The organism is Rhodococcus sp. JS3073 (assembly GCF_026810085.1).
Lineage (GTDB): Bacteria > Actinomycetota > Actinomycetes > Mycobacteriales > Mycobacteriaceae > Rhodococcus_F > Rhodococcus_F wratislaviensis.
Map to the genome: position 1 here is coordinate 5,809,048 of NZ_CP113951.1, position 19,909 is coordinate 5,828,956.

21 protein-coding genes are annotated in these 19,909 nt (G+C 68.5%); 12 read left to right on the top strand and 9 right to left on the bottom strand.

Annotated features, from left to right (window positions below; translation table 11 throughout):
- Positions 1-31: 31 nt before the first annotated feature.
- Entirely contained in the window at positions 32-607 is a 576-nt protein-coding gene (locus OYT95_RS26285; RefSeq protein WP_009475137.1) for a TerD family protein, read from the bottom strand.
- A 258-nt stretch (positions 608-865) separates the two neighbouring features.
- Between OYT95_RS26285 and OYT95_RS26290 the strand changes: the two genes are divergently transcribed.
- The 7 genes from OYT95_RS26290 (at position 866) to OYT95_RS26320 (ending at position 9,419) form a co-directional block, all read left to right on the top strand.
- Positions 866-1,987 (top strand): hypothetical protein, encoded by a 1,122-nt coding sequence (locus OYT95_RS26290; RefSeq protein ID WP_037225871.1) that lies wholly within the window; start codon positions 866-868, stop codon positions 1,985-1,987.
- Positions 1,988-1,999: 12 nt separating this feature from the next.
- Positions 2,000-3,226: an HpcH/HpaI aldolase/citrate lyase family protein gene (locus OYT95_RS26295; protein ID WP_081792170.1), complete on the top strand. Its 1,227-nt coding sequence runs from the start codon at positions 2,000-2,002 to the stop codon at positions 3,224-3,226.
- The gene (locus OYT95_RS26300) at positions 3,223-4,536 is read left to right on the top strand and encodes a phosphoribosyltransferase family protein (protein WP_268789548.1); all 1,314 of its coding nucleotides are present in this window, start codon (positions 3,223-3,225) and stop codon (positions 4,534-4,536) included. The genes OYT95_RS26295 and OYT95_RS26300 overlap by 4 nt, the downstream gene beginning before the upstream one ends.
- Entirely contained in the window at positions 4,533-5,642 is a 1,110-nt protein-coding gene (locus OYT95_RS26305; RefSeq protein WP_268789549.1) for a cysteine protease StiP family protein, read from the top strand. Before OYT95_RS26300 ends, OYT95_RS26305 begins: the two co-directional genes overlap by 4 nt.
- Positions 5,639-6,517, top strand: coding sequence for an HAD family hydrolase (locus tag OYT95_RS26310; protein ID WP_268789550.1), 879 nt, complete (start codon positions 5,639-5,641; stop codon positions 6,515-6,517). Before OYT95_RS26305 ends, OYT95_RS26310 begins: the two co-directional genes overlap by 4 nt.
- Positions 6,518-6,579: 62 nt before the next feature.
- The gene (locus OYT95_RS26315; RefSeq protein WP_268789551.1) at positions 6,580-7,842 is read left to right on the top strand and encodes a TerD family protein; all 1,263 of its coding nucleotides are present in this window, start codon (positions 6,580-6,582) and stop codon (positions 7,840-7,842) included.
- Positions 7,843-7,850: 8 nt separating this feature from the next.
- A complete protein-coding gene (locus tag OYT95_RS26320; protein WP_268789552.1) occupies positions 7,851-9,419 on the top strand; it encodes a TerD family protein in 1,569 nt (522 codons plus the stop codon).
- 21 nt (positions 9,420-9,440) lie between these two features.
- Here OYT95_RS26320 and OYT95_RS26325 read toward each other — a convergent pair whose 3' ends face one another.
- The 4 genes from OYT95_RS26325 to OYT95_RS26340 form a co-directional block, all read right to left on the bottom strand.
- On the bottom strand, positions 9,441-10,847 hold the full coding sequence (locus OYT95_RS26325) for an ABC1 kinase family protein (RefSeq protein ID WP_268789553.1): 1,407 nt from the start codon (positions 10,845-10,847) through the stop codon (positions 9,441-9,443).
- Between the two features lie 116 nt (positions 10,848-10,963).
- Positions 10,964-11,818, bottom strand: coding sequence for an LLM class F420-dependent oxidoreductase (locus tag OYT95_RS26330; RefSeq protein WP_268789554.1), 855 nt, complete (start codon positions 11,816-11,818; stop codon positions 10,964-10,966).
- A gap of 56 nt (positions 11,819-11,874) precedes the next feature.
- Positions 11,875-12,441, bottom strand: a complete 567-nt coding sequence (locus OYT95_RS26335) for a hypothetical protein (RefSeq protein WP_268789555.1) — start codon at positions 12,439-12,441, stop codon at positions 11,875-11,877.
- Between the two features lie 76 nt (positions 12,442-12,517).
- Positions 12,518-12,838 (bottom strand): GYD domain-containing protein, encoded by a 321-nt coding sequence (locus OYT95_RS26340; protein WP_005251258.1) that lies wholly within the window; start codon positions 12,836-12,838, stop codon positions 12,518-12,520.
- An 83-nt stretch (positions 12,839-12,921) separates the two neighbouring features.
- Here OYT95_RS26340 and OYT95_RS26345 point away from each other — a divergent pair, with 83 nt between their 5' ends.
- Positions 12,922-13,737, top strand: coding sequence for a DUF72 domain-containing protein (locus OYT95_RS26345; protein ID WP_268789556.1), 816 nt, complete (start codon positions 12,922-12,924; stop codon positions 13,735-13,737).
- Positions 13,738-13,808: 71 nt separating this feature from the next.
- The gene (locus OYT95_RS26350; RefSeq protein ID WP_112300039.1) at positions 13,809-14,282 is read left to right on the top strand and encodes a hypothetical protein; all 474 of its coding nucleotides are present in this window, start codon (positions 13,809-13,811) and stop codon (positions 14,280-14,282) included.
- Positions 14,283-14,287: 5 nt separating this feature from the next.
- Here the strand turns inward: OYT95_RS26350 and OYT95_RS26355 are convergent, their stop codons facing one another.
- A complete protein-coding gene (locus OYT95_RS26355; RefSeq protein WP_037225846.1) occupies positions 14,288-14,605 on the bottom strand; it encodes an ArsR/SmtB family transcription factor in 318 nt (105 codons plus the stop codon).
- 90 nt (positions 14,606-14,695) lie between these two features.
- On the opposite strand from OYT95_RS26355, the gene OYT95_RS26360 reads away from it, so the two are divergent.
- A complete protein-coding gene (locus OYT95_RS26360; protein WP_442972523.1) occupies positions 14,696-15,751 on the top strand; it encodes an SDR family oxidoreductase in 1,056 nt (351 codons plus the stop codon).
- Between the two features lie 9 nt (positions 15,752-15,760).
- Here the strand turns inward: OYT95_RS26360 and OYT95_RS26365 are convergent, their stop codons facing one another.
- The gene (locus OYT95_RS26365; protein ID WP_268792278.1) at positions 15,761-16,285 is read right to left on the bottom strand and encodes a MarR family winged helix-turn-helix transcriptional regulator; all 525 of its coding nucleotides are present in this window, start codon (positions 16,283-16,285) and stop codon (positions 15,761-15,763) included.
- Positions 16,286-16,351: 66 nt separating this feature from the next.
- Between OYT95_RS26365 and OYT95_RS26370 the strand changes: the two genes are divergently transcribed.
- Entirely contained in the window at positions 16,352-17,764 is a 1,413-nt protein-coding gene (locus OYT95_RS26370; RefSeq protein ID WP_037225842.1) for an FUSC family protein, read from the top strand.
- A 6-nt stretch (positions 17,765-17,770) separates the two neighbouring features.
- Here OYT95_RS26370 and OYT95_RS26375 read toward each other — a convergent pair whose 3' ends face one another.
- Together OYT95_RS26375 and OYT95_RS26380 are read right to left on the bottom strand one after the other, a co-directional pair.
- Positions 17,771-18,160 (bottom strand): hypothetical protein, encoded by a 390-nt coding sequence (locus tag OYT95_RS26375; RefSeq protein ID WP_235214669.1) that lies wholly within the window; start codon positions 18,158-18,160, stop codon positions 17,771-17,773.
- Positions 18,161-18,165: 5 nt separating this feature from the next.
- On the bottom strand, positions 18,166-18,765 hold the full coding sequence (locus tag OYT95_RS26380) for a TetR/AcrR family transcriptional regulator (RefSeq protein ID WP_037225840.1): 600 nt from the start codon (positions 18,763-18,765) through the stop codon (positions 18,166-18,168).
- 96 nt (positions 18,766-18,861) lie between these two features.
- On the opposite strand from OYT95_RS26380, the gene OYT95_RS26385 reads away from it, so the two are divergent.
- Positions 18,862-19,896 carry an ABC transporter permease gene (locus OYT95_RS26385; RefSeq protein WP_268789558.1) on the top strand — a complete coding sequence of 345 codons (1,035 nt, stop codon included), beginning with the start codon at positions 18,862-18,864 and terminating at the stop codon, positions 19,894-19,896.
- The last annotated feature ends 13 nt before the right edge of the window (positions 19,897-19,909 follow it).

Sequence of the window (19,909 nt, forward strand, 5' to 3'; positions counted from 1 at the left end):
ACCCTCCCCCGGCTGGAGAACGAAACGACTGTCAGACGTTGACGCCGTAGTCCCGGGCGATACCGGCCAGCCCGGACGCGTAGCCCTGGCCGATGGCACGGAACTTCCACTCCGCACCGTTGCGGTACAGCTCGCCGAAGACCATAGCGGTCTCGGTCGACGCATCCTCGGACAGGTCGTAGCGGGCGAGCTCGTTGCCGTTGGCCTGGTCGACGACGCGGATGTAGGCGTTGCGCACCTGACCGAACGACTGCGAACGCGTCTCCGCATCGTAGATCGAGACGGGGAACAGGATGCTCTCGATGTTCGCGGGGACCGCCGCCAGGTTGACGTTGATCACCTCGTCGTCGCCCTCGCCCGCACCGGTGGTGTTGTCGCCGATGTGCTCGATCGAGCCGTCGGGGGAACGCAGGTTGTTGAAGAACACGAAGTGCTGGTCCGACACGACCTTCTTGTCGGCACCCGCACCGATGGCGCTGGCGTCGAGGTCGAAGTCGGTGCCGGTGGTCGAGCGGGCATCCCATCCGAGTCCGACAGCCACCGCGGTCAGGTTCGGCGCCTCCTTCGTGAGAGAAACATTGCCGCCCTTGGTCAAGCTGACGCCCATTCAGGGGTCCTTTCGAGAGGAGGTGGGTGGACCCTCGACAGCTGTCGAAGCTCCGGGTTCGTCGTGCAACACCACGATAATGAATTTGTCCGACTTGTCCCATCCCGCGAACTGTCCACAGGTTTGTGCACAGGCAATTCCGGACCACTCGGTGTTGTCGGCCCGACCAGTACGATTCAGGACGTGACGAGCGGATGGGCAGGACGCTTCCGAGGAAGAGCCCGGGGCGACGACTCGGCCCGTCGCGCCCACGACACGATGGTCGCAGCGTTTCTCGATATGGACAACCGGCAGAGCATCGCCGCCGCGGCCGTGGACGCCTCGGACCAGCTGACTCCGGAACGCGGAATCCGGCGGGCCTGGGAACCGGTTCGCGACGGGTGCTACCAGGCCGCGACGGCGTATCTGGCGGCGGAAGACCAGTTCGAGAACGTGCAGTCACCCGCGGCGGCCGCCGCGTACGAGCAGGTGACGCGGCAGTTGGTGGCGGCGACGCAGTCCCTCGACGAGTTCTATCGCACACATCGGGGCCATCTCGAGGAGTCGACCGCGATGCTGGCGGCCGTGCCCCAGCTCGCCCAGCAGGCGCTTCAGGTCGCCTCCGCGGCGCAGCAGCGGGTGCAGACCGAGGGCGCCGCGTACGCCGGCTACCCGTCGGTGCGCAACCGGGGAGCGGCACTCGACGCCGCGGTCGTGGCGCTGCAGGGCGCCCGAGGAGCCAACCCGGTCCGCGAAGCGGCAGCGCGTGTGCGGGAGGAGTCGGCGGCGCTCGAGAAGGCGCTGGCCGCGGCCCCGTCCAAGGAACTGGACGCCGCTCACGCCGTGTCGTCGGTGACGACGAGGATCGCCGCGGTGCAGACGCGGGCGGAACGGCTCGCGCCCGCTTACTCCGCCCTGCTGCGCGAGTTCAACGCGGCCAGTTCGGCGGATCTCGTCCACAACGACCGCGAGAGCCGCAGGCACATCGAGCAGGCGCAAACCGATCTGCAGCAGGCGCAGAAGGCTTTGACCGCGGGAAATCCGGAGGGTGCGCTGGATCTGACCGCCGCCGCGCGGACCCATCTGGTCGACGCCGAGGCGAACGTCGACGGCGTCACCGATCGCCTGCTGTTGCTGCGGGAGGTCCGCGAGAACCCACGGGCCAAGGAGAACGAGATCAGATTTCGCCTCCGCGACGCCCAGATGTTGGCTGTGAATCGTGGTCTCGTGCGGGAATGGGGGTCGGTCCTCGACGCTCAGCTCGAGCGGATCGACCGGATTGCAGGGACACTGACCGGGAGGCATCCCGACTACTGGGCGTACGTCGCCCAGCTCGATGCCGTGTCGGCGTTCATTGCCGAGGTGGTTCAGAAGATGAGAGGACACACAGGACAGCGATGACACGGGGGGACGATGAGCATTAGCGAAGAGATCATGTCGGCGGCGGTGCCGCCAGGTGAGACGGCGGCGGTGCGGCATGTGCGGCACTTCCACCACCTCGATCCCGAGACGCACGGCCGGCTGTTCCTGCACGCTCCGCAGGCTCTCGGGCCCGACGAGGATCGAACGGTGCTGGCCGTCGCGCTGGGCGCGACGCTGTACGTGCCTGCGACGAGGTCCGACCTCGCGGACACCATCCTCCGCAGGTCCGGTGACGGTGTGTGCTCGATGGTCCTGGACCTCGAGGACGCGGTGGCCGACGACCAGGTGGAAGCGGCGCTGCTCAACGCCGTCGACGCGCTCGATCGGCTCGCGGTCCACGGTGGTGCGCGGATGCAGTTGTTCGTCCGGGTACGGGCCGCCGAGGACCTTCGGCGAATCGCCGACCTGCTGACCACCGGCGTCGAGGTGTTGTCCGGATTCGTGATTCCGAAGTTCGGTAGTGCGACGGGACGTGCCTTCCTCGACGAGCTGGCCGCAGCGTCGGAGCGGCTCGGCAAGCACCTGTACGCGATGCCGGTGCTCGAATCGCCGGCACTGGTGCACCGGGAGACCCGCGACGACGAACTCGCGAAGATCGGCGAACTGCTCGTCGAGCACCGCGAGCGGATCCTCGCCGTGCGCATCGGCGCCACCGACATGTGTGCCACGTTCGGCATCCGCCGCGACCGCGACCTGACGATCTACGACGTGCGGGTGGTCGCGGACGCGATTGCCGGCATCGTCAACTTCCTGGGCCGGGCCGACGACACCGGACACGTCATCACCGGTCCGGTGTGGGAGTACTTCGCCGACCACGAGCGGATGTTCCGGCCGACCCTGCGCGCCACGCCGTTCGAGGAACACAACGAGGTGCGGTTCCGTCAGCAGCTGGTCAGCCGGGATCTGGACGGCCTGCTGCGGGAGATCGCCCTCGACCGTGCCAACGGCATCCAGGGGAAGACGGTCATCCACCCGACGCACGTCGCGGCCGTACACGCCCTGTCCGCGGTGACGCACGAGGAGTATCACGATGCGCTCGACATTCTCGGCGCCGAGAGCGTCGGTGGCGTCCAGGCGTCGGGCTATCGCAACAAGATGAACGAAATGCGCCCGCACCGCAGCTGGGCCGAGAAGACACTCGTCCGGGCGAAGGTGTTCGGCGTGACAAACGAGGGAATCACGTTCGTGGATCTTCTGACCGCACTGGCCGTCCGATGAGCTCACCCACCGCCGTGCGCGCGGTGCCCTGGGCCACGGAACATCTGGGGCTGACGCTCGCCCACGTGGGTTCGGAGACGGGGCTGACCATCCCCGAACTCGTCGAGCCCGGCCTGCGTCGCAACCCGCGCCGCGCCCACCTGCTCGTCTCGACGGTCCTCGGTAAGCACGTGCCCACCGACCCGGGTGCCGTGATCGGCGCGGGCGACCGCCTCGGCGATCTGGTCGCCGACGTTCTCGGGCCGGATGCAGATCCCGTCGTGCTCGGATTCGCGGAGACCGCAACAGGTCTGGGGCATTGTGTCGCGGCCCGGCTGCGCGCCCGGTGTTACCTGCACTCCACGCGGCGGGACGTCCCCGAGATCGGAACGTCCGCCGGGTTCGAGGAGGGGCACTCGCACGCGACCAGTCACCAGTTGCAGCCGACGTCCGTCGAGTTGTTCACGGGCGATCGTCCACTCGTCCTCGTGGACGACGAGATTTCCACCGGCGCCACTGCGGTCGACGCGATCCGCGCGCTCCACCGGCAGAATCCGCGCAGCCGTTACGTCGTGGCCTCGCTCGTCGACATGCGCGAGCAGGGTCACCGGGACGCCGTCGACGCCGCGGCCGCCGAACTGGGTGTGCAGATCGACAGCGTGAGTCTGGCGGTGGGTCGCACCGAGCTTCCCGGCGGACTGATCGACTCGGTCGGTGCCCTTCCCGAACCGGTGCTCAACCCCGTCGGTGAGCGGACCGGGACCGTCGAGCGCGCCGACATACCGTGGCCCGCAACGGTTCCGGAAGGTGGTCGGCACGGGTTCCTGCGGGACGACACCGAGGAGTTCGATGCGGCCGTCACGTCGGCGGCCGCGGTGCTCCTCAACCGACTCGACCCGCAGCGCCCGGTGATCGTCGTCGGACACGAAGAGCTGATGTACCTCCCGCTGCGACTCGCGGACGCGCTCGCCACGTCCGGCTTCCGGGTTCGATTCCAGACGACGACGCGGTCACCCGCCTACGTGCTCGACCGGCCGGGATACCCGCTGCGCCGCGGATTCCGGTTCACGGCACCCGAGAACGGTGAACAGCAGCCGCGTTTCGTCTACAACGCACAGTGGCCGGACGAGGACGCTGTCGTGATCGCGGTGATCGACGCCGCGGCCGACACCGAGCGGCTCACGGCAGCAGGCGGACTCCTCGACGTGCTCACCGCGTCGGGAACGGATGTGCTCCTGGCCGTCGTGTCCGGCTTCGACCCGCTGTCGCTGCGCGCCGCCCGAGCCGCGACGGCGGCGCCGAAGACGACCCGGCCGGGAGCGCCGACGTGACGGCGCCGCTGACCGGCCCGGCGTTCGGTTCGTACACGGCCGACGAGGTGGGCTGGCTGCTCACAGACCTGTCGCACGTGGACCTCGAAGCCGATGTCGCCGAGCGGGAGCACCGCATCCAGTCGGGCGAGGCCCACTACGCGGAGACGCTGCCCATCGAGTACCAGCCCGACGCGGAGTATCGCGAGCTGTTCGAGAAGGTTCTGCAGGACAGCTCCATCCGGCTGGCACGCGCCGTGGGGACGGTCACCGACCTCGTGCTGGCCGAGCGGGGCCGCGACGTCACACTCGTGTCGCTGGCGCGGGCGGGAACCCCGGTGGGTGTGCTCATGCGCCGCTGGGCGCGCGACGTCCACGGGTTGACGCTGCCGCACTACGCCGTCTCCATCGTCCGCGACCGGGGGATCGACGCCGTCGCGCTCGACTACCTCGCGCAGCATCACGACCCGGCGAACGTGGTGTTCGTCGACGGCTGGACGGGCAAGGGTGCCATCGCCCGCGAGTTGTCGCAGGCACTCGTCGAGTACCGCGACGCCGGTGGCGCCCAGTTCGACGACGACCTCGCCGTCCTCGCCGATCCCGGGCACTGCGTCCGCACGTTCGGCACCCGCGACGACTTCCTGATCGCCTCCGCGTGCCTGAACTCCACCGTGTCGGGTCTGGTGTCGCGGACCGTCCTCAACGACACGCTGATCGGACCCCGCGACTTCCACGGCGCCAAGTTCTACGCCCACCTGGCCGGCGAGGACGTGTCCAATCACCTCCTCGATTCCGTCAGCACGTCCTTCGGGGATGTGCGCGAGCACGTTCCCGGCGACGTCCAGGACTTGCTGCGGTCGAACCGCACCCCCACCTGGGACGGCTGGAAGTCCGTCGAGGAGGTCCGGGAGCAGTACGGCATCTCGAGTGTGAACTTCGTGAAGCCCGGTGTCGGCGAGACCACCCGGGTGCTGCTGCGCCGGGTGCCGTGGCGGGTGCTGGTCCGCGACCTCGAGGCGCCGGAGCACGCGCACATCCGGCTACTCGCCGCCGCGCGTTCGGTCCCCGTCGAAGAGGTTCCCGCCCTGGCGTATTCGTGCATGGGCCTGATCAAGGATGTGACATGACCGCGCTGATCGCGACCGACCTCGACCGCACCATGATCTATTCGCGCGGGGCCATGGAACTCACCGTGACCGAGAGCGACGTGGCCGAGCGGCCCGGCGACGAGGACCTGCTGTGCGTCGAGGTGTACGACGGCAAACCGCTGTCCTATGTCACGTCGGCCGCCGAGGCGATGCTGCGGAAGCTCACCGCGTCCGCCGTGGTCGTGCCCGCCACCACGCGCACCGTCGCGCAGTTCCAGCGCATCGACCTGCCGGGGGCGCCGTGGCGGTACGCGATCACGACGAACGGCGGGAACATCCTCGTCGACGGTGTCCCCGACAGCGGATGGCGGTCGGGTGTCGACATCGCGATGGCCGACGGTGGAGCCTCGCTGGTGGAGGTCGGCGCCGAGCTGAGCCGCCGGATCGACGACAGCTGGGTCCGCTCGTCCCGGGTGGCCGACGAACTGTTCTCCTACCTGGTCGTGGACCTCGACGCGATGCCGGTGGGCTTCGTGGAGGAGTGGAACGACTGGTGCGTGGACCGGGGATGGGGGGCGTCCCGGCAGGGCCGCAAGATCTACACGATGCCCGACGCGGTGTGCAAGAGCCGTGCCGTCGCGGAGGTCCGTTCGAGGCTCGTCGACGACGGAGTGCTCGCGCCGGAAGCCCCCGTGCTGGCGGCAGGGGACGGGGCCCTCGACGCCAACATGCTCAGTGCCGCCGACGCCGCCATCCGTCCCCGGCACGGCGAACTCGAAACGCTCGACTGGCAGCACCCGACCCTGTCGGTCACCGGTAGCAGCGGTATCGCCGCTGGTGAGGAGATCCTGCACTGGTTCGCGGACTGCGTCGCGCGGGGTGCGGGGACGACGGCCGTCGGCGCTCTTTTGTAGGTTGTAGGCAAACAGGCCAAACGGGACAAACCCGACGCTCCCACAGTGAAGGAACCACCGCAGTGTCCACTCCGCTAGCCAAGGGTCAGAACGGCCCGCTGAGCGTCGACGACGTCATCGTCTCCCTCGAACTGACGGCCGCCGCCGACCTGTCCGCGCTGCTCGTCACCGACTCGGGGAAGGTCCGCTCGGACGCCGACTTCGTCTTCTTCAACCAGCCGACCGGTCCCGGGGTACAGCTCGTCCCCGGAGCCACCGGACAGGCGGCCTCGCTGAAGGTGTCGCTCGGCGCGGTGCCTGCCGACATCGCCCAGGTGCGCGCGGTCATCACCCTCGACGACGCCACCAGTAACTTCGGCCGCTCCGCGCCGCCGACCGCCCGCATCGCCGACGGCGCCGGAAACTCGCTGTACGAGTACAAGATCGAGGGACTGAACTCCGAGTCGATCGTCATCGCGCTCGAGCTGTACCGCCGCCAGGGCGCCTGGAAGGTGCGGGCCGTCGGGCAGGGCTACGCCGGCGGGTTCGCCGCTCTCGTCACCGATCACGGCGTGTCCGTCGACGACGCTCCCGCACCCGCCGCCGCTCCCGTCCAGCAGCCGCCCGCTCCCGCTCCCGCACCGGCACCGGCACCGGCACCGGCACCGCAGGCTGCCTACCCGCCGCCGGTCGCGCCCGCCGCACCCCCGGCTCCCGCGGCACCTCCCGCGCCCGCTGCTCCGGCCGAGGTCAGTCTCACCAAGGCGCGACCGGTCAGCCTGTCCAAGGGCCAGAAGGTCACGCTCCGCAAGGACGGTGGCGTTGCGCTGACGTACATCCAGATGGGACTCGGCTGGGACCCGATCGAGAAGCGCGGCATGTTCGGAAACCGTTCCGCCAACGTCGACCTCGATGCGTCGGCGGTCCTGTTCGCGGACAACAACATGGTCGACGTCGCCTACTACGGTCAGCTGGCGTCGAAGGACGGATCGATTCGGCACCAGGGCGACAACCTCACCGGTGAGGGCGCCGGCGACGACGAGGTGATCCTCGTCGATCTCACCCGCATTCCGCCGCACATCTCGACCATCGTGTTCATCGTGACGTCGTACCGCGGGCACACGTTCGAGCAGGTGAAGAACGCCTTCTGCCGCCTGGTGGATACCACGTCGTCGGCCGAACTCGCCCGGTTCACGCTGCAGGGCGGGATGCCGTTCACCGGAATGGTGATGGCCAAGGTATACCGGGTCGGCGGCGAGTGGAAGCTGCAGGCCATCGGTGAGGGCATTCAGGCCAAGCACGCGGGTGAGGCCGCGCCTCAACTCGGCCGCTTCCTCGGCGTCTAGGGGCGGCGGTGACAGTCCACCTCGTTCCGGGGCAGAACGCCCCGCTGCCGTCGCGCGTACTGCGTTTCCGCGCGGTCGATGCGACGCCGATCGACGTCTCCGCGTTGATCGTGGACGGCGATCTCCGCGCGCTGTCCTCGGACCACTTCGTGTTCTACAACCAGCGGCGCGCCGCCGGGGTGGAACTCGACGCGGACGGAACGGTCCGGCTGCGGCTGGACGAGGTGGACGCCGCTGCGGCGGGCGTGCTCTGCGTGGTCAGTGCCGATCCGGCGTCCCCGAACGGTTCGTCGACGCTGGCCCGAGAGGGTCTGTCGGCCACACTCACCGACGAAAATGACCGTGCCCTGGTCGTTTTCGGCGTCCCGCTGGTCGGTTCCGAGGCGGCCGCGATCTGCCTCGAGATCTACCGCCGCGGCACCGAATGGAAGGTGCGGGCCGTCGGGCAGGGATACGACGGCGGCCTCGCCGAACTCGTCACCAGGCACGGCGTCGAGGTGGACGAACCCGCAGACCCGGTCGTCCAGGAGATTCCGGCGATACCCGGTCCGGCGGGCATACCGCTCGACCCTGCCCACTCGTTCGAGAGGGCGTGGATGATCTTCGAGGACGCCGCCAGGTCAGCGGCCTCGTTCCGATCCTCGCGCGACTACGCGCAGGCGCGGCTGGACGACGAACTGTCCGAGTCGGTGGCCGACCCGTCCACGCGCAACAGTCCGGCGGTCGTGCACTCGCAGGCCAGGGCTCAGGAGCGATGCGATGCCCTCGTCGCCGAGGCGCAGCGCAAATTCGACGGTGAGACTTCTCAACTGGCCGACGAACTCCGCGCCGTCGATCCGCTGCTGCCGCGGTCGCTGGCCACCTTCGAATCCGCCGCCTGGACGAAGCCGGTCACCGGCAGCGCAGTGACGGACGGGCTCAGGCTCGGCGAGTTGTCCGCACCCGACCTCGGTGAGCTGCGGGTCCCGTTCTGTGTCCACTACCCGGTGGGGCGTCCGCTGTGGATCATCGGCGATCCGGCCGAAGCCGCACCGGTGGTGGCGGCGCTGGCGGCGCGCATGCTGGTCGCGTCTCCTGGGGCGGCACAACGGTTGGAGGTGGTCGACCTCAGCGGCTCGCTGCGCACATTCACCGAACCCCTCGGCGCACTGCTGGCTGCGCCGGTCGTGTCCTCGGCTTCCGACATCACCGCCCGCCTCACCGCGCTGTCCGAGAGCGTCGACCTCGCAGAAATGGCGGCCCGCAGCGGAATCCGCGACACCGTGCCGGAGCCGCGGCTGGTGATCCTGGGCGACTTCCCACACGGGTACGGCGCCGAGGACGCCGCGCGCATCGTGCACCTCGCCGATCACGGCCCCGCGGTCGGTACATCGCTGATCATCGTCGGCGACGGCGCCGCCGCGGATTCGGATCCGGGCGTCGCGGTACTCGAACGCATCGCGCAACAGGTTCCGACGTCGGGGGTCCTCACCGTCTCCGACCCGTGGACGGGCAACGACTGGATCCTCACACCCGACCGGCTCCCGGACCACCCCCTCCACCGGGCGTCAGTGCTGGATTCTTTGACCGGGCAATAGATCTCTCGCCGCGAGTACGCGTCACTCGTCGGGCAGTTCGACCCCGAGTTCGAGGGCCTTCGCGGCGACGGCGTCCGGGAAGACGTTGCGGAACAGGAACAGGTCCTGCCCGATCACCCAGCCGGGTGCGAGTTCGGTGGCGTACCGCTCGAAGTAGCCGAGCTGCTTCCCGAACAGGACGAGTTCCTCGGGGCTGGCGACGCCCCATTTCTTGCCGATGCCGATCAGGGCCATGATGAGTTCGCTGAGCCGCAGTTCACCGAGGTCCCGGCCCAGCAGGGGCGCGAGGGCGGCGGCCACCTGGAGGCCGATCTCGTCGTCGGTGGCGTCGTTGTCCGTCGCATAGCCGAGGCTGCGGATTCCGCGGGCCATGCGGGAGAAGTCGCCGTCGATCAGGGTGGCGTAGAACATGTCGCGCAGGATCTGCCGCCACGACTCGGGGAGCTCACCGACGATGCCGAAGTCGAGCATCGCGATGCGTCCGTCGTCGAGGACCCACAGGTTCCCCGCGTGCACGTCGCCGTGGAACGGGCCGTGGAGGATGACGGACTCGATCCACACCTTGACGCCGCGGCGGATCAGCATCCGGGTGTCCATGTGGACGAGGTCGGGGAACCGGTCGAGTGGCAGCCCGTACATGCGTTCCATGCAGATGACGTGTGGACCGCAGTAGTCCCAGTACACCTCCGGGGTGGTGACGCCCTTGTTGTCGCCGAACGCCCCGATGTTCGTCCTGAACCGGGCCTGCCGGTCGGCCTCGACCGCGCTGTTGAGTTCGGTCATCGTCGCCGCGTGGAGGTCGCGGATGATGGCGGTGGCGTTGGCGATGCGGAAGAACTCGAAGAGTTTCTCGAGGATCCGTGCGCCCCAGTACGCGGTGCGCAGGTCCACCACCATGCGGCGGAAGATGTCGGGGCGTTGGACCTTGATGACGGCTTCCCTGCCGTCGGGGAGAACGCAGCCGTGCACCTGCGCGACGGAGGCGGCGGCGAGGGGGACGTCGTCGAACGACGCGAACAGTGCGTCGACGGGATGCCCCAGGTCTGCTTCGATGACCCGGCGGGCCTCCTCGGCGGGCACCGGCGGCACGTCGTCGAGACATCGCAGACACGCGTTGGCCAGCGGGGCGGGGAACACGCCGGAAGACGACGCCATCAGCTGCCCGACCTTGACGAACGTCGGACCCAGCACCTCGAAACCGTTGACCAGGCCCTCCGACGCCGCGTCCGCAAGGGTGCGGCCACGACGTCGGACGGGCCAGGTGACCAGTGCGAACAGTGTGTAGGCGACGACGACCACGCCGATGACCAGCGCCCGCCACAACTCCGCGGCGCGGAAATGGTCGAGGCTCGCGGAGTGCACGGTCAGGGCTGCAGGTGGCGGCCCCGAAGCGTACGGGCCGACCGGACGTGCCGTTGGCTCTTGCACAGTTCCTACCTTGCGTTCAGTCCTGCCTGCCGTTCAGAAGGGGACCATACCCCGACCGTTTCGGCGAACCCCTTTCAGTATGCGGTACCCGCCATCACACATTTCGTTAGCAGAACTCAGAGTCCCAGCGCGCCTGCGAGTTCCCGCAGGGCAGGCACCGGATCTTCGCCTGCCGGGAGTACCTGGATGGCGACGTGATCGGCGCCCGCGTCCAGGTGTTCCCGGAGGCGGCCGGCGACGTACTGCGTGTCACCGTGGGCGGCGAGCGCGTCGATCAGATCGTCGCTGCCGCCGTTCGCGATTTGCTCGTCGGTGTACCCGAGCCGTTTCAGGTTGTTGACGTAATTGCGTAGGTGCAGGTACGGATTCTCGACGGCCGAACGTCCGATGGGGCGAGCGCGTTCCGGATCGGTGTCCAGCACGACCTTCTGCTCCGGTGCGATCACCGGACCGGGGCCGAGCAGCTCACGCGCTTCACGGGTGTGCTGCGGCGTGGTCAGGTACGGATGGGCGCCGGCGGCGCGGGCAGCGGAGAGTTCGAGAACCTTCGGTCCGAGCGCGGCGAGGACGAGTCGTCCCGCCGGGACACCGGCGGCGTCGAGGGCGTCGAGATACTCCACGAGGGCGGCGTACGGCTTGCTGTAGTTCAGTCCGGGCTGCTCGGGATGGCCGACACCGATGCCGAGGAGGAAGCGCCCCGGATGACGGGCGTCGAGCCGGTGGAACGAGGTCGCGATCTCGTCGGCGGGCGCGGTCCAGATGTTCACGATTCCGGTCGCGACGGTGATGGTGGATGTCGCGTCGAGGAGGCGTTCGGCGACGTCGAGGTCGGCAGGCGGGGAGCCGCCGATCCAGATCGCGCCGTAGCCTGCCGATTCGATCGCCGCACCCACCTCGGGGGCCAATCCGCCTGCGTGACGCCAGACGCCGAACTGTCCGAGCTGCGGGGTTTCTGCTGTGGTCTCCGTCATGTGGCGTGCAACCTTCCCTCGTGGTCATTCATTCCGGTGTTCTCGAGTACGTGGTCTCAGGCCTGGTGCAGCCAGGAGCGGAACAGGAGCGCGCCCGCGGCGGCGAGCACGAGCGCGACGGGAACGGCCCACACCGGACCGCCGTCGCCGAGTAGACGCCGGGTGAGTCCGGCCAGTAGGGACGCGATGGCCGTCAGGATCCACAGGACAACCGGCACGAGCAAAAGTCCGAGGACGAGATGCACCAGCCAGGCGCCGGCGAGCGTCGGGCCACCCCAGCTGTACTCGTAGGAACCGTCGGTGATCAGCCCGTAGAACAGGCCCCGGACCGCGGCGATCAGACCGAGAAACGCGACGAACCACGCCACCATCCCAACCAGGAGCGACAGCACCGAATGCGCGACAACGCGCAGCCACGACGGCGACCGCACGTCGATCCGCGCCGGCGCGCTCGAGTCGGCGGCAGCGATTTGCCACCGCTCGGCCCGGCGGTGCCGTCCGGTCGCCGCGGCGGCGAGTGAGACGAGGCCGGCAGGAAAGGCCCTGAGCGCGAACAGGGCACGGCGAACGGACTCGGTGGTGAACGGGTTCACGGACGTCGAGTTGGCCTGGTCGGTTGACATGGCTCGACGCTATCGGCCGATTCCGCCGCCGCACATCATCCTGCAGAACGATATTCGCTACCGCAGGGGTAGACGATCAGCTGCCGGGCGCACGGTACTCGGCGTCCCGGCGCACCGCGTCGTCCACCTGCTCCGGCGTCAGCAGCGCCACCGATTCGGACCTCGCCGCACCGGACGCGGTGGTGCGGATGCCGAGCGCGGCGGCCGCGACGTCGTCCGGCACGTCACCGATCACGAACAGATCCCGGCCACCCAGCGCGAAGTAGCAGGATTCGACTGTGCCCCCGACGCTTTCGACCATCTGTGTGATCGCGTCGCGTCGTGCGGTGCCGCCTTCGGCGAGTAGTCCCTTCGCGCCTTCGGGTGAGTACGTGACCTGCCAGAGATATCTCGGCATCAGTGCCTCCTCGATTGTGGGGTCCCCTCATGGTTCTCCCGGGACGGGCCACATGCAATAGGTTCCGGCGCTAGGGTCGTGAGATGGCCGAGGCCCGCGTAGGTATCTCCGGCTGGACGTATCCCGGTTGGCGCGGCGACTTCTACCCGGAAGGTCTGGCCCATCGCAAGGAGTTGGCGTACGCCGCGGGGCGATTGACGTCGATCGAGATCAACGGGTCCTTTTATTCGTTGCAGCGGCCGACGAGCTATACGAAGTGGCGTGACGAGACCCCGGAGGGTTTCGTGTTCGCCGTCAAGGGCGGTCGCTACATCACGCACATGAAGAGGCTGGTCGGCGCCGAGTCGGCGCTGGCGAACTTCTTCGCATCCGGGGTGCTCGCGTTGGGCGCCAAGCTGGGACCGCTGCTGTGGCAACTGCCCCCGACGCTCGCGTTCGATTCGACGAGTCTCGCGGCGTTCTTCGAGCAGTTGCCGCGGACGACCACCGACGCCGCGGCGCTCGCTTCTCGGCACGACGACAAGCTCTCCGGCGACAGGGCGTGGACCGAAACGGATGCCGCTCGTCCCGTCCGCCACGCGCTCGAGGTCCGCCACCCCAGTTTCGACACGGAGGAGGCGAGGGAGTTGCTCCGCGCGCACGACGTCGCGTTCGTCGTCGCCGACACGGCAGGCCGGTTCCCGTACGTGGAGGCGGTGACGAGCGATTTCGTCTACGCCCGGTTGCACGGCGACAAGGAGTTGTACGCCAGTGGCTACACCGACGAGGCGCTGGACGAGTGGGCCCGCAAGGTCGAGCGGTGGCTCGGGCAGGGCCTCGACTGTTTCGCGTACTTCGACAACGACATGAAGGGGTACGCGCCGTTCGACGCGCTGCGGCTGATCGAGCGGCTGCACTGAGTGCGCCGCTTGTCGGTGTCCCATGGCACAGTGAGCTTCGGTTCGACGAAGACGAGAAGAGGATCTACCGGATGTGGCCCACTCATTGGCCTGCTGTCGCACGTGACATCGCCGAAGCACTCGATGCCGCCATCGTCGCGGCGCGTGCGTCGGATGCGGCGGCGCTGACCGAGGCGACGGAGGAACTGGCGGCCCTGCCCGCGGAGCAGGTGGGTGCGGTGCTGTCGGGAGTGGTCCGGGAACTGCTCGAGACGCTGCACCCGGACGGTTTGACGGGTGAGGACGTGCAGGACGTTCTCACCCGGTGCGCGCGGGCGGCGGCTCTGTGGTTTCCGGCCGTCGACGTCGATTCGCTGGTCACCGTGCTGACCGGTGCACTCGGCGTGGCCGATGTCGAGGAGAACCCGCGCAGACCGGAGCGTGCCGTGGAGGCCGCGATTTTGGTGATCGCCGATCTGCTGAGTGCGGCGGAGGTTCCCGCCGACGGGTACGTCCGCCGGGCGCTCGACGAGATCGCGCGCGCCGAAACCGTCGAGATGCCCTGATTCGTTCAGAGTTCGGTGCGGATGTGATCGGCCAGCCGGGCGATCCGGTCTTCGTCGCGGCGGTAGTGGGTCCACTGCCCGATCCGATGGCTGGTGACGAGTCCGGCGCTCTGTAGGGCGGCCATGTACTGCGAGGCCGTCGACTGGGAGACCTCGGCCCTCGCCTGAATGTGCTTCAGGCACACGCCTACCTCTTCCGCGGGTTCGAGCTGTGGGGGAAAGCTGCCGGGGTCTTTCAGCCACTGCAGGATGCGCACGCGGGTCGGGTTCGACAGCGCTTTGAAGACCAGGGCCAGGTCGGTGGAGTCCGGAAGTTCACTCACGGGCCTATCGTACCGCCATATCGCGATTTTCCGATATGTATGGTTCACTCGACATATCGCAACTTCGCGATATACCGATAGGAGTGAGTGATGGCCAAGCGCAGAGTGGCAGTGGTCGTCGGTGCGCGCGGGGTGATCGGCGGCAATCTGATCGACCACCTCGAGGCGACCGGGGAGTGGGACGTCGTCGGACTGTCGCGCCGAGGCGGATCCGACACCGATCGGGTGCGGCACATCGCGGTCGATCTGCTCGACGAGCGCGACGCCGCCGAGAAGCTGGCCGAACTGCGCGACGTGACCCACATCTTCTACGCCGCCTACCAGGACCGTCCGTCGTGGGCGGAGCTCGTCGCGCCCAACGTCGCGATGCTCGTCAACACGGTGAACGCGCTCGAACCCGTGGCTGAGGGGCTCGAGCACATCAGCCTGATGCAGGGTTACAAGGTCTACGGCGCCCACCTCGGACCGTTCAAGACGCCGGCGCGAGAGAGCGACCCGCCGCACATGCCGCCCGAGTTCAACGTGGACCAGCAGCAATTCCTCGAGGACCGCCAGCGCGGCAAGCGCTGGACGTGGTCCGCGATCCGCCCCTCGGTCGTCTGCGGATTCGCTCTCGGCAATCCGATGAATCTTGCACTGGTGATTGCCGTCTACGCCACGATGTCGAAGGAACTCGGAGTGCCGCTGCGGTTTCCGGGGAAGCCCGGCGCGTATACGAGTCTGATCGAGATGACCGACGCCGGGCTGCTGGCGGAGGCGACCGTCTGGGCCGCGACCACCCCCGAGTGCGCCAACCAGGCGTTCAACATCAACAACGGAGATCTTTTCCGCTGGGACGAGATGCTGCCGAAGATCGCGGATTTCTTCGAACTGGACGTCGCACCGCCGCTGCCGATGTCGATGGACGTCGTCATGGCCGACAAGGCGCCGGTGTGGGACCGCCTCGTCGCGAAGCACGGACTGGAACCCACGCCGTACTCGGACGTCTCGTCGTGGGCGTTCGGCGATTTCGTCTTCGGCTGGGACTACGACGTCATCGCCGACGGTTCCAAGGCGCGCCGGCTGGGTTTCCACCGACACGTGGAGACCGAGCGGATGTTCCTCGATATCTTCCGCGACCTTCGGGCCCGGAAGATCATTCCCTGAGGGTGGGAGCTACCGGCGAATCCCGGATTCGACGTTGGCGGCGATCCGCCGGAGCAGCCCGGCCAGCACCGCGCATTCGTCCTCGTCGAGTCCGGCGAGGAATTGCCGGTCCCGTTCGACGCGTTGCGGGAACTCGGTGTCGACGAGTTGCCGCCCGGGCTCGGTCAGATGGAGTAGCACGACGCGCCCGTCGCGTTCGAACGGCAGTCGTTCCACGAGGCCCAGTCGGGCCAGGCGGTCGACGTGCTTGGTGGTGGATGCGCCGCTGAGCATCGTCACGGCGGTGACTTCGCTGGCCCGCAGTGGCCGATCGCTGCGGGCGAGTACACACAGGACGTCGAACTCGCCGCGCGAGACCCCGCTCGCGTCCAGGGCGCGGTCGAGTTGCTGCAGGGCCTGGGATCCGATCCGGGTGATGCGGCCCATCACTTCGATCGGTGACGTGTCCACTTCGGGATGGGTCTCGGCCCATTCGCGTCGAACGCGATCGGTGAAGTCCTCATCCGGACGTGGGGCAGTGCTCATGAAAACCATCGTAGCGACCAACTTCACACTAATTCAGAACTATTTTACTAGTGAAGTATACGGTACGCTGAGGTCATGCAGGCTTCCACTCGATACGCACCCGACCTCAGCCGGCTCCATCACTCCCGTGGGGCGCTGGCCTACTCGGTGGCGCCCTCGACGTGGCGTCGTGCGTTCGAGGTCCGGAATGCGGATGCCACCATTGCACCCGCACTGCGGGTGGGTGCGGCAACTGCCCTGGTGCTGGTCATCGGTGGTCTTCTCGGGCACGGCAACCTCGCGGGCTTCGCGGCGCTCGGTGCGCTGACCGCCGCATTCGGTCGCTACGAGCCGTACCCCCGGCTCGCCCGCAAGGCGGGTCTCGTCGGTGTCGCACTCATCGCCTTCGTCGCCGGAGGAGCGCTCCTCGGTGCCGCGGGACTGCCGCTCTGGCTGCAGATAGCGGCCATGTCCGTGGCGTCGGGGGTCGCCGCGTGGCTGCTGGCGGCGTTCCGTATCGCCGGTCCCGGCCCTGTCATCCTGATCTTCGCGGCGACCGCGGCCGTCGGACACGCAACCCATTTCTCCGATCTCGGACCGGCCGTCGTGGCCGTTGCGGTCGGTGTCGTCGTGGGCTGGCTCGCCGCCATGACGCCCTGCCTGTTCGTTCCCCTCGGGCCCGCCCGGCTGGCGGTGGCGCGGGCGCTGGCCGCGGCCGCGGAACTGGAGCATGCACACGACACTTCCGCGATCGCGTCCGCTCGCAAGGCCATCGACAACGCGCGTGACGTGATCGCGCACAGCGGACGGGGCCGCGACGGGCACTCCCACCAATTGTTCGCGCTTCTCGCCGAAGCGGACACGCTGGTCGATCGGTGGGCGCACGAGAGGGACCACGACACCCTGCGTGCGCTCGTCGATCACGAGTCCGAACTTCGTAAGGTGAAGCGCCGCAGCGACCTTTCGGCGTTCGGTGCGGAGCCCGCGGTGCTGCCGAAGCCGGGTGGCTTCTTCGCAGACGGTCGCCTGGCGCTGCGGTCGCGGGAGGGGATCGTCAACGCGGCCCGTATCGCCGCTGCGGCCGCGCTGGCCGGATGGATTTGTGTGGCAATGGGATTGGAGCACCCGCTGTGGGCGTCGATGGGCGCGATGGCCGCGATGCAGGGTTTCAACTTCAGTCAGACCGTGCAGCGGGGAATTCAACGCCTCGTCGGCAATGTCGCAGGGGCGGTCCTCGCCGCCGGACTGATCGCCGCAGCGATGGGGTACTGGCAGACCGTCGTGGTCATCGTGGTGCTGCAGACCGTGACCGAACTTGTGGTCATCAAGAACTACGCGTTCGCGTCCGTCGCCATCACGCCCATGGCTCTGCTGCTCACCGGACTCGGGTCGGCGGTCGCACCGGACATCGCGGTGAGCCGCGTCGTCGACACGCTCGTCGGCGTGGTGGTCGGGGTGATCGTCTCGGCTGTCGCGATCAGCCGGACCGACCACCATCACGTGAACTGAGGCGGCTCAGATTCCCGTCGCGGAGACGTAACCGGCGAATCCGATCGCGCACGCGCCTGCGCTGAGGGCCAGGGTTCCACATGCCACCGGCCACGCGATCGTGCGCCGCGCGATGCGTGCGATCGTGACCGCGCCGCCGATCACGGTCACCAGTGCGGCGACCGCGAGCGCCACGCACACCGCGATCCACGCGTTCTCGGCGCTGCAGGTCTCGGGCGGGCAGTAGTCCAGGAACAGCAGCCAGAACAGCCCCGCGACCGCGGAAATGCTGGCGACGGCGACCGCGACGACGAGCGCGGCCGCCGACACCGCCACGTCCCAGCCGTTCAGCCGCGGCTGATCGTCACCCGGACACGGGTGATTCCATGGATGTGACTGAGGCCCCCCTGGCTGCATGTTCGTCACTGTACTGCGGGTTCCGGGAGTATCGGTGGCGGCAGCGGAGCCCCGTCCGGGCGCAACCCGGCGAGGAACACCGTGATCAGCCGCGGAACGAGATTGGCTGTCGTGTCGTCGAACATGAGCACGTGGGGCCGGGTCAGCATGGCGATTCCCATGATGATCTCGAGCGGCACGACGTCCTCGCGCACCAGTCCGTCGTCCTGGAGCCGGCGGATGAACTCGGTGACCGTCGACTTCGTGAGCTCCCTCGACTCGCGGACGTCGGGCGGTAGTTCGTCGAGGCTGTTGACCAGTGCGGGAACCAACGCTCCCATCCTCAGTTCGACCACGGCGTCGACGAACCGCCACCACGCTCCCTCCGGATCGTCCCCGCATTCGTCCAGTCCCCGGACCGCGAGTTCGCGGACTTCGGCCAAAGTCGTCCGGGCCACGGCGTGGGCGAGTTCGTCCCGGCTCGGAAAGTTCCGGTAGAGGGTGGCGATCCCGACCCCGGCCTCTGCGGCGATGGCGTCGAGCGGCGCGTCGTGCCCGCGGTCGGCGAACACCGCGCGCGCAGCCTTGATCAGGGTGTTGCGTCGTTCCAGCGCGTCTGCCCGCACGATTTCACCTCATTCGTTGACAACCCAGCATAACCGGAGGAATATTCTCCACAAGTAGTGGAGGAATTTCCTCCGCTTAGTGGGAAGGGGAGTCCGATGAGCACTTCGGATACCGGGACACGCGAGCCGCGCACGGAGCCCGCCGGGCGATCGGCGCACGGCCCGTCCGATCCCGTGAAACTGACCGCTGTCGTGCTGGGACTCACCGCGGTGATCGCGCTGATGCTGCTGGCGTTCGCGTTGCCCGCCGTCAACAGCGGCCCCCACGACCTCCGGCTGGGCGTCGCCGGACCCGACGCGGCCGTCACCCGGATCGACACCGTGCTCGCCGCGGGACACCCCGGCGCATTCGTCACCGAGCGCTTCGCCGACTCCGATGCGGTCCGGACGGCGATCGAACACCGGGAGGTGGTCGGCGGAATCGTCGCGACACCGGACGGCATGAAGGTCCTGTCGGCCGGCGCCGGCGGGGCGCCCATCGCGCAGACGATGAACGGCATCGCGGCGGGCATGAGCACGGCTGCGGGACACCCCGTTGCGGTCGAGGACGTCGTTCCGCTGACGGCCGACGACCCCGCCGGCGTCGGTCTCGGTGCCTTGGCGCTACCCCTGGTCTTCGGCGGCATGATCCCCGCGCTCGCGCTCGTGCGGCTCTTTCCGCGCAGTCTCGCTCGGCGGATGGCCGGGGCGGTGCTGTTCGCCGCGAGCGCCGGACTGGTGCTGACGGCAATTCTGCAGTTCGGTCTCGGCAGCGTCGACGGCAACTACTGGACGACCACCGGTGCCGTCGTGCTCGGCATCGCCGCTATCTCGCTGACCGTTCTCGGGCTCGAATCGGTGCTGGGCACAGCGGGGTTCGCGCTCGGAGCGGTGACGATGATCTTCCTCGCCAATCCGCTGTCCGGCCTGGCGACCTCCGCGGCGTGGCTCCCTTCGGGGTGGGGCGCATTCGGTCAGCTGTTGCCACCCGGCGCGGCGGGCACCGTGGTGCGGTCGACGGCGTTCTTCGACGGACACGGAGCCGGTGCGGCGGTGCTCGTGCTGACCTGCTGGGTGCTGTTCGGGCTGGGCCTGTGCCTGGTGTCCGGACTGCGTGAGCGGCGCGCCGGGGAAGAACTGGCCGTCGCCTGACGCTGTGGTTTGA